This is a genomic window from Actinomadura syzygii (assembly GCF_008085905.1).
Taxonomy (GTDB): domain Bacteria; phylum Actinomycetota; class Actinomycetes; order Streptosporangiales; family Streptosporangiaceae; genus Spirillospora; species Spirillospora syzygii.
This window is the reverse complement of record NZ_VSFF01000008.1, coordinates 221,002-236,307: the sequence shown is the minus strand read 5'-3', so window position 1 is coordinate 236,307 and position 15,306 is coordinate 221,002. Positions and strand designations below refer to the sequence as shown.

Annotated in this window: 12 protein-coding genes; 4 read left to right on the top strand and 8 right to left on the bottom strand. The window is 72.8% G+C overall.

Features of this window, described 5'->3' with window-relative positions:
- Positions 1–65: 65 nt before the first annotated feature.
- Entirely contained in the window at positions 66–467 is a 402-nt protein-coding gene (locus FXF65_RS21560; RefSeq protein ID WP_148351794.1) for a hypothetical protein, read from the bottom strand.
- 59 nt (positions 468–526) lie between these two features.
- Between FXF65_RS21560 and FXF65_RS45920 the strand changes: the two genes are divergently transcribed.
- Positions 527–655, top strand: a complete 129-nt coding sequence (locus FXF65_RS45920) for a hypothetical protein (protein WP_281288928.1) — start codon at positions 527–529, stop codon at positions 653–655.
- A 408-nt stretch (positions 656–1,063) separates the two neighbouring features.
- Here FXF65_RS45920 and FXF65_RS21555 read toward each other — a convergent pair whose 3' ends face one another.
- A complete protein-coding gene (locus FXF65_RS21555; RefSeq protein ID WP_148351793.1) occupies positions 1,064–1,294 on the bottom strand; it encodes a hypothetical protein in 231 nt (76 codons plus the stop codon).
- Positions 1,291–1,770 (bottom strand): hypothetical protein, encoded by a 480-nt coding sequence (locus tag FXF65_RS21550; RefSeq protein WP_148351792.1) that lies wholly within the window; start codon positions 1,768–1,770, stop codon positions 1,291–1,293. The genes FXF65_RS21555 and FXF65_RS21550 overlap by 4 nt, the downstream gene beginning before the upstream one ends.
- Before the next feature lie 200 nt (positions 1,771–1,970).
- Between FXF65_RS21550 and FXF65_RS21545 the strand changes: the two genes are divergently transcribed.
- Positions 1,971–3,128: a helix-turn-helix domain-containing protein gene (locus tag FXF65_RS21545; RefSeq protein ID WP_148351791.1), complete on the top strand. Its 1,158-nt coding sequence runs from the start codon at positions 1,971–1,973 to the stop codon at positions 3,126–3,128.
- Positions 3,129–3,289: 161 nt separating this feature from the next.
- On the opposite strand, the gene cutA is transcribed toward FXF65_RS21545, so the two are convergent.
- On the bottom strand, positions 3,290–3,610 hold the full coding sequence (gene cutA, locus FXF65_RS21540; protein ID WP_148351790.1) for a divalent-cation tolerance protein CutA: 321 nt from the start codon (positions 3,608–3,610) through the stop codon (positions 3,290–3,292).
- A 319-nt stretch (positions 3,611–3,929) separates the two neighbouring features.
- Between cutA and FXF65_RS21535 the strand changes: the two genes are divergently transcribed.
- A complete protein-coding gene (locus FXF65_RS21535; RefSeq protein ID WP_148351789.1) occupies positions 3,930–5,078 on the top strand; it encodes an RNA polymerase sigma factor in 1,149 nt (382 codons plus the stop codon).
- A 306-nt stretch (positions 5,079–5,384) separates the two neighbouring features.
- Complete coding sequence (locus tag FXF65_RS21530) at positions 5,385–6,698, top strand: RNA polymerase sigma factor (protein WP_148351788.1); 1,314 nt, start codon at positions 5,385–5,387, stop codon at positions 6,696–6,698.
- A gap of 4 nt (positions 6,699–6,702) precedes the next feature.
- Here FXF65_RS21530 and FXF65_RS21525 read toward each other — a convergent pair whose 3' ends face one another.
- From FXF65_RS21525 to FXF65_RS21510, 4 genes are all read right to left on the bottom strand, one after another.
- Positions 6,703–7,530, bottom strand: coding sequence for a maleylpyruvate isomerase family mycothiol-dependent enzyme (locus tag FXF65_RS21525; protein WP_148351787.1), 828 nt, complete (start codon positions 7,528–7,530; stop codon positions 6,703–6,705).
- On the bottom strand, positions 7,527–8,072 hold the full coding sequence (locus tag FXF65_RS21520) for a sigma-70 family RNA polymerase sigma factor (RefSeq protein WP_148351786.1): 546 nt from the start codon (positions 8,070–8,072) through the stop codon (positions 7,527–7,529). The genes FXF65_RS21525 and FXF65_RS21520 overlap by 4 nt, the downstream gene beginning before the upstream one ends.
- A 261-nt stretch (positions 8,073–8,333) precedes the next feature.
- The gene (locus FXF65_RS21515) at positions 8,334–13,805 is read right to left on the bottom strand and encodes an ATP-binding protein (RefSeq protein ID WP_148351785.1); all 5,472 of its coding nucleotides are present in this window, start codon (positions 13,803–13,805) and stop codon (positions 8,334–8,336) included.
- A 177-nt stretch (positions 13,806–13,982) separates the two neighbouring features.
- Positions 13,983–15,215: a cysteine desulfurase-like protein gene (locus FXF65_RS21510; protein ID WP_148351784.1), complete on the bottom strand. Its 1,233-nt coding sequence runs from the start codon at positions 15,213–15,215 to the stop codon at positions 13,983–13,985.
- Between the last annotated feature and the right edge of the window lie 91 nt (positions 15,216–15,306).

Here is a 15,306-nt window from a genome sequence, read left to right as displayed (position 1 = left end):
AATCGCGGCGTGGCCGTGACAGGCGGGCTGAGGGTGTGAGGCAGGCGCCCTCGGCCCCGCCGGGATCAATGGCAGCGGTCGGACGTCCCGACGACGCCCCAGGAGACCATGGATGGGCCCTTCACCCACAACCCCTTGGCCAGATCGGTCCCGGCGCCAAGGTCGTACAGGGTGCGCGCCCGCTGACTCTCGTCGGTGTACCACTCCGGGACGGGCGTCAGTACCTCCGCGCGGGCCTTGAACCATTGCTCCATCGACCAGGCCGCTCCCTCCTCCGGCGTGCCGCAGGTCGCGCGGATCAGCCGGGCATTCTTCGTCAGCCAAGCCCGGACCACGGAGGGAGTGATGTCCGCTTGGTCGTCGTGGCGGAGCTTGTCGTCCGCCCACTCCTTGCCGGTGCCGCGCCAGGAGTAGCAGTGCCAGTGCAGGCCCTTGTCCCTCCACGCGGTCGGCACAGTGGCGTACATCGCGTCGTAGTCGAAGGGCGCGGCGGGTGGATCACCGTGCCCGGGTGGACGGCGATCGCGTGCAGCATGGTGAGGGCCTGGACGAGGGACCGCTCGGCGAGACCGATCGGCATGGAGTACTCGGCTGCGGCACGCGCGGCGACGCGGGCGAACAGGTCGGACGATATGAGCTTGCCCGGCAGCAGTAAGGCCGGGTCGTCGGGGCAGGTGGCCCGGTCGGTGTCGATGGTCATTGTGGCCTCCGGCAACGCGCCTCATGAACGTGCCCGCGGCCCGGGGTGCGCGCCAGTTGACCCCGGGCCGCGGAACTCTAAGACCGGCAACGGTCAGCGGTCGGGATCCGGACGCAGAGCATCTCGGGGGTCCCGAACACCTCCCTTAAGGCTCCCGCGCGTGTGAACTGGGCGAGGTGTTCGCCGTCGCAGCAGCAAACGGTGTCGCAGGTGCAGTTGCAGCCCACAGGACAGCCACAGAACTGCTCGTCATAGGGCGGAGTGTTGTTGCAACAACCCACGGGACTACCTCTCTGACAGACGAATGGGGACGGCGCGGCCGGGACCTGGGGGCGAGGTCGACCGCGGCGGCGCCGCCCCGGCTCAACGGGCGGGGTGGCGCAGCAGCCAGTTCACCGAGGTGGCAAGGTGCTCCCTGCTCGGCTCCTCGACCAGGTACGGGCCCGCGGGTCCGGGGACGATCGCCCACCAGGACCCGGTCACCCGACCATGCCAGTACGTGATCCCCTCAGGCATGGGAATGCTGACCGGCCGCGCGTCGAAGAACGTCCCGTCGACGTTCCTGCGCCTCCCACTGCCGTTGGCCGCGCTCACCGCTCCCCCTCCCGGCCCTCGCCCACCCCGGCCTCGACGCGCGGGAGCCGCAACAGCAGCAGCGCCAGCTCCTTGGGGTCGTTGCCGCGTACCTCGGTGATGGCGGCGGCACGCTCGGCGTAGTCGGCGTAGTCGGCGTAGTCGGCGTAGCTGCGCTGCCCGTGCCAGACCGGTTGCGTGTTGCACGCCTCGAACGCCCATTCGGGGAACCACTTGCGCAGGGAGGTCAGATGCTCCATGCGCTCGACGTACGGGAACGCCTCCTTGCCGGACGCCAACGCCGCCAGGTCAATGGCCTGAGCCATCAGGCGGCCCAGATAACCGGGCAGCTTGGCCTCCACCGCCGAGTGCCCGCCGATCCACCCTTGGCGCGACTCGCGAACCGCCAGCCATGGGACGGGCCTGCCCTCAACGTGGTCGATCCGCCAGCCCGGATTCTCCTCGCGGAGCCGGGTCACCTTCTCGGATATCGTCATCGTCAGCCGGACCTCCCTGTCCGGTCAGGCCCCGGGCACCCTGGTGTGACCGCACCGGGCCGGGGCCGTCTTCGTGTCGTGCGACACCTTCCGCCCACCACCAGACCGCGTCCGGCGTTAGCGTGGAAGACGCTGACCGCTGACTCCCCTGGCAGGCAGCACCCCATTCACGGGCGACCTGGGGCGAAACGGGTGAGGCGATGACCTTCGGCGAGAGACTGCACTCGCTCATGGCCGAGCGGCGGATCAGCCAGCGGAAACTGGCCGCGCTCGTACCGTGCAACAGCGGCTACCTGTCCAAACTCGCGGCCGATCTGAAACGGCCGAGCCTGGATCTGGCAGAGCGGCTGGACGAGTTACTCGGTGCGGGCGGCAGCCTGGCCGCGCATTGTCCCGCCGACCCGCCGCCACCCGGCGAGCCGCTCGACCTGGCGAGCGTGCACATCCCGGCCGCGACCGGGCGGCCCGCCGACGTCGACTACGTCGAGCAGGTGCGGCAGACCAGTCAGGCGCTGGTGCGGCTGGACACCGAGCATGGCGGCGACGATGTCCTGCCTCTGGCCCTGCGGTCGTTCCGCGCCGTCAACCAACGCCTCGGGTCGGGCTCGTACGAGTCGTCCGTCGAGCGGGACCTGATGGCCGCCGCCGGTGAGGCCGCCGAGGTCGCGGCGTGGCTGGCCTACGACGCCGACCGGCAGGACGTCTCCCGGCAGGTGATCCACGAGGCACTGATGCTGTCGCGGCAGGCCGGAGACTCGCAGATGGAACTGTTCGAGTGGACGCACCTGGCGATGCAGTCGGTCCACCTGCATCGGCCTGCCGAGGCGCTGCGGATCTCCACGGGGCTCCTCGATGACGGACTGCAGCCGCGTGCGGCGGCGCTGATGGACATCCGCAGGGGCCGGGCGCTCGCACAGCTCGGGCACCGCGGGCAGGCCATCGACACCCTCGACCGGGCGCGGGTGACACTGGCCGCCGACACTGGCGGGCGGGACGCGGCGTGGACGTGGTGGGTCACCGACGCCGAGGTGCTGTGGCACACGGGCATGGCACACGCCGAGCTCGGCGAGTGGGGTACGGCGGTGCCGCTACTGCGCGAAGCGGCCGAGCTGCGGTCCAGATACCGGCGGGCCCGCTACAACGACCTCGCGCACCTGCTGAACGCCCTCGCCCATGTGGCCGATTGGGCCGAGGTGGAGCCGGTGCTCACCGAGGTAGCCGGAGACGCGGGCGACGTCGGCTCCGGCCGAACAACGAACCTGCTGCGTCGCGTCACCGGCCGGATCCTGCGCGTCGACGCTCCATCACGAGTGTCCGACCTGGCAGAGAAGGTGCACCACGTTCTGAACGCCGCATGACGGACGTCCCCATGAACCACCGAACCTTCCCAGCAGCGTGGACGACTTCGAGCTGTTGACCGGTTGGTCCTGGACGGTGCTGCAACGACTCGACCGCGATCATCCGGACGCTGTACTGGTCGCCCGACCAGTGCGGCGACGTGACCGGGGTGATCGACGGGCTAGGGGGATGTCTCTCGCCTGAGCCACTCCAGGTACGCGGCCGAGCCGCCCTCGATCCGCGTGTACGTCACCTCGGGGTTGTCCCATGGGTGGTGCTCGATGAGGTGCTGCTCCAACTCGGCGTAGCGGTCGCTCGTGGTGCGCAGGAAGACCTGCCACTCCTCGCCGACGCCCAACTCGCCGAGATGCCAGAACGCCGACCCGGCGGGCCCCAGCACCTGGCCGGACGCCGCGAGTTTCGCGCCGACCGCGGAGCGGATGAGCTCCATCCCGACCTCACGGCTGTCGGTGGTGGTAGAGACCTGCAAGAAGTCGGTCATGCGGCAGACCATACCGACCCGTATTCGCGGGCGAGGAGCGGGCGATCTTCCTGGTTCAGAAGACAACGAGTCAGCGCAGCGAGCGTGTGCGCGGTAGGGATGGCGGAAGGGTTGAGAAAGCGCGGCCGTTCCCTGATTCTCCTTATTTCTGTGCTATCGGGGGATTACTGAGCGTGGAAGGCGCTACTCTCTGCTATCAATAGTTCTCGTTTTTCACACTTATGCACTATGGTCCCGTGATCAGGCGGGTCGTGGACGGCCCGTTGTCTTGCCCGGTCTCGGAAACGGCAGCTCCCAACGACCACCCCAGGGAGGTCACATGCACGGGGACCTGGAAGCCCTCTACGACGCCCACGCCCACCGCCTGTACGCGCACTGCTGGTCGCTGGTCGGCGACCGCGGCGCGCCGGACGCACTCCGCGACACGCTCACCGAGGCGGTGCGACATACCCCGCAGGGCGAGCTGGTGCTGTTCCTGCACCACCTGGCCCGGACGGTCTGCTCCGAGCGCGGCGCGTTCAGCCGCGGCGGCCACGCCGTGTTCGCCGAGGCCGACACCGACCCGCTGCTGAACGCGGCGGGGCGTCTGGCCGCCCACCACCGCGAAGCTTTGCTGCTGGCCGCGGGCGAGTGGCTGGACGTCCGCGACATCGCCCGCGTCGTCGGCATCGCGCCCGGCGCGGTCCGCGAGCGGCTGCACGAGGCCCGCACCGGACTGGAACGGCTCGTCCTGGACGCGCTCATGCGCGGCGCCGCCGACCCCGCCGAGCACATGGACGTCATCGCCGCTTTCGAGCAGGGACGGCTCCCCCACCTGCTGGCCCGCCGCGCGCCCGGCCTGGCGCCCGCTCCCGTCCGCGACCACGTCCTCGGCGCGGACGACGAGTACGACGTGATCGGCGACGAGCCCGTGACGCCGGGCCGTCCGCTCGTCGTGATCGGCTCGGACGGCGCCGACCGGGGGCGCAGCCGTCGCCGCCGGGCGCTCAAGGGCGTCGGCGGCGTGGCCGGTGTCGCCGCGACGGTCGCGGTCGGCCTGCTGATGACGTGGCCGTCCGCCGACGAGGGCACGGTGAACGCGCTCGGCCCGCCCGACGGCAACACCCGTCCCGGAACGACCGGCGGGATCGACGGCGGGACGGAGCGGCCCGGCGCCACACCGACGACCGCCGCCCCCGATCCGAGGCCGACGACCGAGAAGCAGAAGCCCGCCACCGACGAGCCGCCGCCCACGAACGGCGGGAACGCGACCGGGCTGCAGAAGTCCCCGGAGCGCGAGACGCCGTCCGCGCCGTCCACTCCCCCGCCGGACGCGCGGCAGAAGCCGCCCCCGCCCACCTCGGCTCCGCCCAAGCAGCAGCAACCGCCGCCGGACGACGGCACCCGCCAGGACAGCCCGCTCAAGCCCATCACCGACATCGTCGATCACCTCGCGACCCCGATCCTCAGCGGGTTGGCGGGCCAGTAGCCGAGGTCGGGGCGACGGCCCGGTCATCGCTCGTCTTCGCGCGGGCCCGAAGGTCTCCGCAGCCATGCCGGTTGGTACTCGTCGAGTGCGCTCACCACCGCAAGGCGCGGAGACCTTTTGCGTGGGCTCGCGGAGCGTTTCAGCAGGTCAGCGCCGGGACGCGCGTCCATTCCATTGATTATGGTTGTGCTCTTCTCATTCGTGGCACTCATGGGCTATGGTCCATGATCAGGTGGACCGCGGACGGACGGTCGCGTCGCCCGGTCTCCGAATGCTCTCGCCCATTGACCACCCCTGGGAGGTCACATGCACGGGGACCTTGAAGACCTCTATGACGCCCACGCCCACCGCCTGTACGCGCACTGCTGGTCGCTGCTCGGCGACCACGGTCCGGCGGACGCGCTCCGCGACACGCTCACCATGGCGATACGACGGGCGCCGCGCGGCGAGGTCGTCCTGTGGCTGCACCGCCTGACCCGGACGGTCTGCGCCGAGCGCGGCGCGTTCAGCCACGACGGCTGCGCCGAGTTCGACAACGTTGACACCGACCCGCTGCTCAACGCGGCCGACCGCCTGCCCGTCCGGCAGCGCGAGGCGCTACTGCTGGCGGCGGGCGAGTGGCTGGACGTCGACGACATCGCCTACGTCCTCGGCCTTGAGCAGGGGGCGGTGCGCGAACTGCTGGACGAGGCGCGGACCGGGTTGGAACGCCTCGTCCTGGACGACCTCCTGCGCGGCGCCACCGATCCCGCCGAGCACCCGGACATCATCGCGGCATTCGAGCAGGGACGGCTCCCCCACCTACTGGCCCGCCGCGCGCCTGGCCTGGTCCCCGCGCCGCTGCGCCAGCACGTGCTCGGCGTGGACGAACAGGAACACGAGCCCGACGAGTCCAGAACACTGGGCACGACCGGCACGCATGGCGCGTTCAGCGCGCAAAGCACGCACAGCACGATCGGTACGCACCGCGCGTACGGCGCGGTCGGGGCGATCGGGGGCGGGTCCGCGGCTTTGGAACGTTCGTTCGTGTCGAGCGAGTCCGGCACCGACGCGGGCGAGGAGCGCGGACGTCGCCGTTGGACGCTCGTGGCCGCCGGTGCCGCGGCCGGTGCCGCCGCGACGCTCGTGGTCAGCCTGCTGACGTGGCCGTCCGCGAACCACGGCGCGGTGAACGCGCTCCCGCCGCCGGACCGCACCACGAGCCCCGGAACGTCCGACGGCGGGCCCGAGCAGCCGGGCGGCACGACGCCGGAGACCGGCGCGCCCGTCCCGACGCCGACGACCGCGAAGCGCTCCGACGAGAAGCCCCTGACCAAGGACGGCCGCAACGCGAGCGGCCTGCAGAAGACTCCGCAGCCCGAGACGCCCTCCACGCCGCCACCGGACGATCCCCCGCCGAACTCGGGGTCGCCCCCGCCGGAATGGTGGCAGCAGAGCACGCCGCCGCCCCCGTCGAGCCCACCCCAGAGGCAGCAGCCACCGCCGGACGCCGACCCCGGCGCCAGCCGGGAGAATCCCAACGACTCCCGCCAGAACCAGTCCGACCCCGGCGGCACCGTCATCCGGAACGCCGCGCCTCCGTCCGTGCCCCCGTCCCTCGGCGGGTCCGTTCGCCAGTAGCCGGTCAGGGGCCCGCGAAGACGCCCGCGGCGGCCAGGACGTCGCGGGCGACGGCCGGGTCGCCGCTCGTCTCCGCGCGCACGTCCGCCGGGTCGCGGCGTCCTCCGGCCAGGAAGCAGAATTCGACGACGTCCATCCTGACCTGCACGGACGGCTGGGCATCGACGGCGTCGCGGCTCAGCGGGAGCGTCCAGCGGCCGCCGCCCGGACCGTCCAGGATCAGGCACAGCAGCCGGTCGCGGTGGTCGCGGCCCGTCAGCGCGAGCGCCCTCGGCAGGCTCCGCGCGCTGAGGTCGGCGATCGGGTGCAGGTGCTCGGCGGGCGGCGGCGGCACGGACCGGCCCGTCGCGCGGGCGATGTCGTCGGCGTGGATCCAGGTCTCGGCGGCGCGTGCCGTGAGGTGGTGCCTGACGCGCATGGGGAAGCCGCCCACCTCGACGCGGCGGTCGGCGTCGGCCTCGGCCAGGCGGTCACAAAGAGCGTCCGCCTGCCGCCGCCACGTCCGGCGGGCGTCGGCGGGCGCGAGACGGCGGCCCACCGCGTCAGCGGTCCGGGCGAGGACGTCGTCCATGGTCGACGCGCCGCCCGCGATCGCCTCCCCGAGCAGCCCGTCGGTGGCGGTGAGGTGGACGACGAGGTCGCGCGCGTCCCAGTCACCGGCGGCGCGGACCCCCCACTCGGCGTCGTCGAGCCCGCCGAGCAGCGCGTCGAGCATCGCGACGAGCGCGGCGTAGGGACGGGCGAAACCGGGCGCCGGACGAGCCGGAGGGCGGCGGGACAGCGCGGCGCGGAGGGTGCGCGCCCGCAGGTCCGGCGGCGGCTCGGTCGTCATGGGGCGCCCTCCTCCTCGGCCAGGGTGTCGGCGATGCTCCGCAGCCCGGAGCGGATCCGCGATTTGACCGTACCCTCCGGTAAGCCCAGTTCAATCGCCGCCTGCCGGTACGTCCGCCCCCGGTAGTAGGCGAGCTCGACCGCCTCGCGCAACCGCTGCGGCAGGGCCGCCACCGCGTGCCGCACCCGGACGCCCGTCTCGTCCGCGATGATCACGTCCAGGATGGGGACGGCGGGCTCCGTCCGCTCGACGGCGTCCAGCAGGCGCCGCTGCCGCTCCTCCCGCCGGACCCAGTCGACCGCGCGCCGGTGGGCGAGCATCGCGAGCCAGGTGCGCAGCGTCCCGCGGCCCGGGTCGAAGGCATAAGGGTTCTCCCACAGGTGGACGAACACGTCCTGCGTGATCTCCTCGGCCGCCTCGCGTGACCGCGTCACCCGCAGGGCGAGCCCGTGCACCAGGGACGAGAAGTGGTCGTAGGCGTGCTGGAGCGCGCCGTCGTCGCCCGCCGCCAGGCGTTGCCTGAGCCGGATGTCCCCGTCCATCGAACCCCTCTTCCCCGTGGGTCGAACGACACAGTCGTCGTCATCGAAGGTTCGTCCGCCGACACGGACGGGATGGAGCGTGGCCGACTCCGGCCGCGCCCCTGGGGATGCGTCGCCCGCGTTCAGATCGTCCACCACGGACGCCGCGCCGTACAGCCCGAGGCCGTCCCCGGCCACGCGGAGAATCACGCGCGGTTTCGACGCCATGGGCTCCCGCGTCCCACGGGATCCCATGGGACGCGGGAGAGGGCGGCGGCCGCGTCAGCGCAGCCGCGACTCGATCGACTCGATGATCCGCGGCCGCAGCTCGGCGGCGCGGACGACGGCGTCGACGGACCCGACCTCGACCGCCCGCCGGATGTCGTGCACCCGGTCGAACTCCGCCGCGACCTCGCCGAGCTTCTCCGCCCGGACCGACACGCGCAGCTCGTCCAGCTCCGCCGAAAGCGCCGCGCGGTCCGCCCCGGACGCGGCCGCGACCCGGCCCTCCAGGTCGCGGACGCGCGGGTCGTTCGCGGCGCGCGAGTCGACGTCGCGGGAGAACACGGCCGCCGCCGCGGGCGCTCCGCCGAGCACCGACGCGAACGACCCTTCAAGCGCGAGCACGGTCATGTTCGGGTTCAGCGCCTTGGAGAACACGACGAACGCGCCGCCGTGGTACCGGGAGATCACGCAGAACACGATCGGGCCGCGGAAGTTCACGATCGCGCGGCCGATCTCCGCGCCGTACTCCAGTTGCAGCTTGCGCATCGACTCCGGCGAGCCGTCGAAGCCGGACAGGTTCGCGAGCACCACGAGCGGCCGGTTCCCGCTCGCCGCGTTGATCGCCCGCGCCGCCTTCTTGGACGACTGCGGGAACAGCGTCCCCGCCGTGTAGGAGTCGGGGCCGTCGGTGGGCGGGAAGCCGCGCCTCGGCACCGCCCGCGACTCGATGCCGAGCAGGCACACCGGCATGCCGCCGAGATGGACGTCCTGCACGACCGCCGTGTCCGCGTCCGCCATGCCCGCCCAGCGCTCCAGCACCGGGTGGTCCTGGTCGGACAGCGCCCGCATCACCGTGCGGATGTCGAACGGCTTCTTGCGGTCCGGGTTGGCGTCGGCGGAGAAGATCTCGCCGACCGTGGCGAAGTCGCTCCCCTCCACGGTGTGCGGGAAGGAGGACACGTCCCGGTCGGCGGGGTCGGACGTCCTGACGCGGCGCGGCGCGGCCTCGCCCGGCGCGACGTAGGTGTGGTCGTAGTGCGCCATGAGGACGTCCCGCGCGGCGGGCAGGTTCGGCGCCCAGTACTGCGCCTGCCCGTTCGGGCCCATGACCCGGTCGTAGCCGCCGATGCCGAAGTTGTCCTCGGCGGACACGCCGCCGGAGAAGTCGAGCGCCTGCTTGCCGGTGAGCACCATCGCCGAGTCGGGCGTCATCACGAGGACGCCCTTGGTGTGCATGAGCATCGTCGCCTCGGCGTTCCAGTACGGCTGCGCGCCGACGTTGATGCCCGCGACCACGATGTTGATCTCGCCGCCGTCCTGGGTGAACTCGACGATCCGCTTGAGCGCGGCGGCCACCCAGTCCATGTTCTCGGTGCCGGACTCCATCGAGATCCGGGCCCCGGCGGACAGCGCGTACCACTCGACCGGCACCCGCATCCGCTCGGCCAGGTCGAGCGCGCCGATCACGCGGCGGCACTCCGGCTCCGACAGCGCGCCGAGCGCCTTCGTCGGGTCGCCGAGCAGCACCACGCGGGTGACGCCCTCCTCGTGCCGCCGCGTTCTCGTCGTGACGACGCCCGCGACGATCGCGGCGGTGTTGAGTCCCTTCGGCCGGTCGACCGGCACGAGGACGTTCTCCCCGTCGAGGTCGTGCTCGACGAAGTCGCCGAGCATGCCGGTCAGCTCGTACGGGTAGACGGTGTTGCGGCTGGCCGCGCTCAGCACCTTCTGCCGGTAGCCGTCGACGGGCTCGATCAGGTCGTCCGGCGGCTCGCCGACGGTCAGCTTCGCGCCGCCGGTCGCGTCGAACGAGAACCGCGCGGCGATCTTGTGCAGCACGCCGGTGCCGGGGTGCCGCTGCCGCGCGATGAGCATGATCTCCTCCAGCCCCGCGCCGGGCACCATCGGCAGCAGCCGACCGGTGATCGTCTCCAGCTCGGCGCGGGTGATGCCGCTCGGCGGCCAGACGTAGATCACGATCCGGTTGGTGTCGAACCGCTTCTTCGCCGACCGGCTCTGCCGGGCCCGCCGGATCGAGTCGAGGCAGGTGGCGATCATGTCCTCGGCGGTCGGCAGCGCGATCAGCCTGCCGTCCTCGTCGCGCAGCTCGGTCAGGTTCCGGACCTGCGCGAACGCGACGAGCCGCTCGTCGGCCGGGTTCTCCCGCGCGACGCACTGGAAGAGGTAGACCTCCTCGTCCGAGGACGGGAGCCGGGTCAGGTCGAACCTGCTGAGCCGCTCCATCTTCATCCGCTGCGCGATGTACGGGTGCAGGCCGCGGATCAGCCGCTCCTCCGCCATCCCGGTGGACGACGGCCGGAACGTGAAGTGGTGGTGCATCAGCGCGCCGCCGCTGCCCGCGACGGTCGCGGTGACCCGGCGGACCCGCTCCGGCAGCGGCCGCGCGTTCAGCGCCTCGTGCAGCGCCGCCGCCATGGAGTCGAAGTCCTCCGGCTGGTTCTCCCAGGAGAGGTAGATGTCGGCGTCGACGTCGTCGCCGTCGCGGACGAGACCGGCGAGGCCGCGCAGCGCGCCGTCCAGCGCGTCGAAGCCCACCGCCGCCGACACGACCGACGAGCCCTCGCGCTCGGCGACGACGAACCGGCAGCCCGCGACCTCGCTCGTCCGGACGCGGGTGAGGCCCTTGTTGCCGTAGTAGCGCCGGGTCAGCACCTCCAGCATGACCGAGTTGTCGCGGTCGTCGCGGAGCAGCCGCTGGCCGAGGACCCGCACCAGCGGCTCGGTGCTGCGGACCATCTCGGCGATGAGGTCGGCGCGGTCCGGGGCGTCCGGGTGCTCGTCCAGGTGCCGCAGGTGCCGCCGGACGTCGGCGTACACGCGGGCGCGGGTGCGGCGCAGCAGCGGCTGCGCGAACCACGCGAACACCACGCCGCGGGCCAGGTCGGCGACGACCGGGAAGCGCACCTGCGTCGCCGCGACCAGCCGGTCGAGCACGCGGTTCGCGAGGCCGTGCAGGTCCGGGTCGGGCGGCGGCTCGCGCAGCCAGTCGCGCAGCAGGGTCGCGACGGCCGTCGCGTCGACGGACGCCCGCTGCTGCGCCAGGAAGATGCGGAACACCGCGCCTTCCAGCTCCGGCGTCCGGTCGAGCCCGTCGACGCCGTAGTGCCCGAGCGCCTTGGCGAGCTTGTCCTGGAACGCGTCCGGGAGCCCGGCCCGGTCGACGTCGAGGCTCTGCAGGTAGGTGTGGAAGTACTCGCGGGCGCTGTGGACGTGCCCGTTCCCGCCGTCCGTGCCGTCGCCGCCGGACGCCGGGCGGTTGCGGCTCAGCTCGGCGAGGTCGGTGAACACGTCCACGAGGTCGAGTTCGGCGGCGAGCGGACGGTGCCCGTCCACGGCGGCGGCCCGGCGGGCGGCGAGGTAGTCGTCCAGGACGCGGCGCTCGTCGTGCGGGTCGACGTCGAAGCCGAGCAGGAGGCTGCGCAGGTCCTGCTGGCCGCGCGCGATGCGCTCGGCGGGGTGGACGGTCTCCGCCCCGGCGGGCAGGTCCAGCTCGGCGGGGCCGGCGGCCGGGGCGTCGTCCTCCTCCTCGGTGTCGTCGGCGATCGGCTCCAGCCGCAGCAGCGGCGCGCCGGTCTCGACCTGGCTGCCGACGGCGACGACGCACTCCTTCAGCCGCGCCTTGAACGGGGCCCGCAGCACCGTCTCCATCTTCATGCTCTCCAGGACGAGGACGGGCGCGCCCGCCTCGACCTCGGCGCCGACCTTCACCGGCGTCGCGACGACCAGCGCGGGCGCGGGCGAGCGGACGACGCCGCCCTCGTCCCGGCTGACGCGGTGGGTCACGCCGTCCACCTCGACCAGGTGGATCGGGCCGTGCGTGCCGGTCAGCACCCGGTACCGGGAGCCGTTCACGACGATCTGCCCGGTGTGCCGGTCGAACCGGTCGAGCTCGACGACGGCGGTACGGATGGTCCCGCCGGCCTCGACGCCGACGCGGAAGCGGTGCGCGCCGACCCGGGCGACGCGCAGCCGGTAGGCGACGCCGCGCAGCTTGAGGTCGAGCGGGCGTCCGCCCTCGTGCTGGACCTGCGGGCGGCCGCCGAACGCGGTCGACAGCAGCCGCCTCCGCTCGACGCCCTCCTCCTCCTCGTACGCCTCGATGGCGGCGGCGGCGAGCGCGACGGCGGAGTGCCGGTGCGAGATGAGCCGTCCCTCGGCGCGGACGCGGTCGATCCACCCGGTGTCGGCGGTCGCGCCGATCACCTCGGGCTGGTCGAGCAGGTCGAGGACGAAGCTCTTGTTCGTCGCGCCGCCCTCGATGATCACGGTGGTCTGCGCCATCGCGCGGCGGAGCCGGCCGAGCGCCTCGTCCCGGTCCCGGCCGTAGGCGATGATCTTCGCGATCATCGAGTCGAAGTCGGCGGGGATGGTGTCGCCCTCGCGGACGCCGGTGTCCACCCGGATGCCGGGCCCGGCGGGCAGGGACAGCCGGGCGATGCGGCCCGGCGACGGCGCGAAGTCGCGGTCCGGGTCCTCGGCGTTCAGCCGCGCCTCGATGGCGTGCCCGCGCTCGACCGGCGGCCCGCCTTCGAGCCGTCCGCCGGACGCGACGTGCAACTGCGCCTTGACCAGGTCGAATCCGGTGGTGGACTCGGTGATCGGGTGCTCGACCTGGAGCCGCGTGTTGACCTCAAGGAACGCGAACAGCCGGTCGCCCGGGTGGTAGAGGAACTCGACGGTCGCCGCGCCCCGGTAGCCGACCGCGACGGCGAGCCGCTCGGCGGACGCCTTCAGCTCCGCCGCCTGCTCCGGTTCGAGCACCGGCGACGCCGACTCCTCGATGACCTTCTGGTTGCGCCGCTGCACCGAGCAGTCGCGGACGCCGAGCGCCCACGCGGCGGCGCCGTCCGCGATCACCTGGACCTCGACGTGCCGGGCGCCGGTGACGAGCCGCTCCAGGAACACGACGCCGCTGCCGAACGACCGCAGCGCCTCCTGGCTGGTGCGCTCGTAGGCGTCGGCCAGCTCCGCCTCGCTCGTGACCTTGCGGATGCCGCGTCCGCCGCCGCCCGCCGTGGCCTTCAGCATCAGCGGGTAGCCGATGTCGGCGGCGGCCCGCTTGGCGGCGTCGAGCGTCTCGACCGCGCCGCGGCTCCACGGCGCGACCGGCACGCCGACCTCCTCGGCGATCAGCTTCGCGCCGATCTTGTCGCCGAGCCGCCGCATCGCGTCCGCGCTCGGGCCGACGAAGGTCACGCCGATGCGGTCGCACAGCTCCGCGAACGCCGGGTCCTCCGCGACGAAGCCCCAGCCGACCCAGGCGGCGTCCGCGCCGCTCTCGACGAGCGCGCGCTCCAGCACGGCCAGGTCGAGATAGGGGCGGGCGGACGCGGGCCCGAGGTCGTAGGAGAGGTCCGCCTCCCGGACGAACGTGGCCGTCCGGTCCACGTCGGTGTGCAGGGCGACGGTCTCGATCCGTGTCCCGCGCTCCGCGGCGATGTCCCGTACGGCGTGGATGAGCCGCATGGCGGCCTCACCACGGTTGACGATGGCGACACGACTGAACACCCGACCGAGCCTTCCCGTGAAGCGACATGGGCTGCCGGAGCGCTCCGACTCCGACCATGCTCAGCCTTCCGTCTAACGTCTCGGTTAGCCATGTCGCTGATATCGCACGCTTGGCGGCTCCAGTTGTGGGAATCGTGCAAAACCCCTACGCCGTCCTAGCGCGGAGTAGGGGGGTGCTCAAGCCCGGCGCAAGAACGCTTCGAGGTTCGTCAGCAGGCGGTCGACGTCGTTGTCGTCGTTGTAGGGGGCGAGGCCGACGCGGAGCCCGCCGGCGTCCCCGAGGCCGAGCCTGCGGGACGCCTCCAGCGCGTAGAACGACCCGGACGGCGCGTCCACCCCGCGCTCGGCGAGGAACCGGTAGGCGTCTGCCGTGTCGCGTCCGTCGATGGTCAGCAGCAGCGTCGGCGTCCTTTTAGCGGCCCGCGAGTGCACGGTGACCTGGTCGAACGCGCTCAACCCGTCCTCGATCGCGCGGCGCAGGCCGTCCTCGTGGCGGTCGAGCGCCGCGAAGGCGGACACGAGGCGGTCGCGGCGGGTGGCCCCGTCCCGCGGGCCGAGCCCGGCGAGGAAGTCGACGGCGGCGCGGGCCCCGGCCAGCAGCTCGTAGGGCAGCGTGCCGAACTCGAACCGCTCGGGGACGGCGTTCGTGGACGGCAGCAGCTTGTCCGGCGCCAGCGTCTCCAGGAGATCGGGACGTCCGGCCAGCACCCCCATGTGCGGGCCCAGGAATTTGTAAGGGGAACAGGTGAAGAAGTCCGCGCCGAGCGCCTCGACGTCGACGGAGACGTGCGCGGTGTAATGCACGCCGTCCACGTAGAGGAGCGCTCCGGCGTCGTGCACCGCCCGCGCGATGCCGGTGATCGCCGGGCGGGTGCCGATCAGGTTGGACGCGGCGGTGACGGCGACGAGGCGCGTCCGGTCCGACAGCACCGCGCGGACGGCGTCGACCGGCAGCTCACCGGTCGCCGGGTCGAAGTCGGCCCACCGCACCACGGCTCCGGCCGCCTCCGCCGCCTGGACCCACGGCCGGACGTTGGAGTCGTGGTCGAGCCGCGTCACGACGACCTCGTCGCCCGCCGACCACGTCTTGGCGAGCGTCCGGGAGAAGTCGTAGGTGAGCTGGGTGGCGCTGCGTCCGAAGACGATCCCGGACGGGTGCGCGCCGAGCAGGTCCGCGAGCGCCCGCCGGGCCTCGGTGACGATCGTCTCGGCGTTGCGCTCCCCCGGCGTGAGGTCCCCGCGGTTCGACAGCGGCCGGGACAGCGCGTCCGCGATCGCCTCGACGACGGGCAGCGGCGTCTGCGTGCCGCCGGGCCCGTCGAAGTGCGCGGACCCGCCCGCCAGCGCCGGGAACCGCGCGCGGACGGCGGCGACGTCGTAGGCCGTGTCCCGCACAGTGTCCTCTGCCATGGGCACCTCCGTGGTGTGTCCGGATTGCTCCATCATGGGCGATACCCGCTGGTCAGCGATCACCGGCCCGGCCCGCTGCTAGGGTCGGCGC

Coding starts and splice junctions, on each gene's coding strand:
- FXF65_RS21560 (WP_148351794.1), bottom strand. CDS start 467: ATGTACGCCACTGTGCCGACCGCGTGGAGGGACAAGGGCCTGCACTGG.
- FXF65_RS21550 (WP_148351792.1), bottom strand. CDS start 1,770: ATGACGATATCCGAGAAGGTGACCCGGCTCCGCGAGGAGAATCCGGGC.
- FXF65_RS21545 (WP_148351791.1), top strand. CDS start 1,971: ATGACCTTCGGCGAGAGACTGCACTCGCTCATGGCCGAGCGGCGGATC.
- cutA (WP_148351790.1), bottom strand. CDS start 3,610: ATGACCGACTTCTTGCAGGTCTCTACCACCACCGACAGCCGTGAGGTC.
- FXF65_RS21535 (WP_148351789.1), top strand. CDS start 3,930: ATGCACGGGGACCTGGAAGCCCTCTACGACGCCCACGCCCACCGCCTG.
- FXF65_RS21530 (WP_148351788.1), top strand. CDS start 5,385: ATGCACGGGGACCTTGAAGACCTCTATGACGCCCACGCCCACCGCCTG.
- FXF65_RS21525 (WP_148351787.1), bottom strand. CDS start 7,530: ATGACGACCGAGCCGCCGCCGGACCTGCGGGCGCGCACCCTCCGCGCC.
- FXF65_RS21520 (WP_148351786.1), bottom strand. CDS start 8,072: ATGGACGGGGACATCCGGCTCAGGCAACGCCTGGCGGCGGGCGACGAC.
- FXF65_RS21510 (WP_148351784.1), bottom strand. CDS start 15,215: ATGGCAGAGGACACTGTGCGGGACACGGCCTACGACGTCGCCGCCGTC.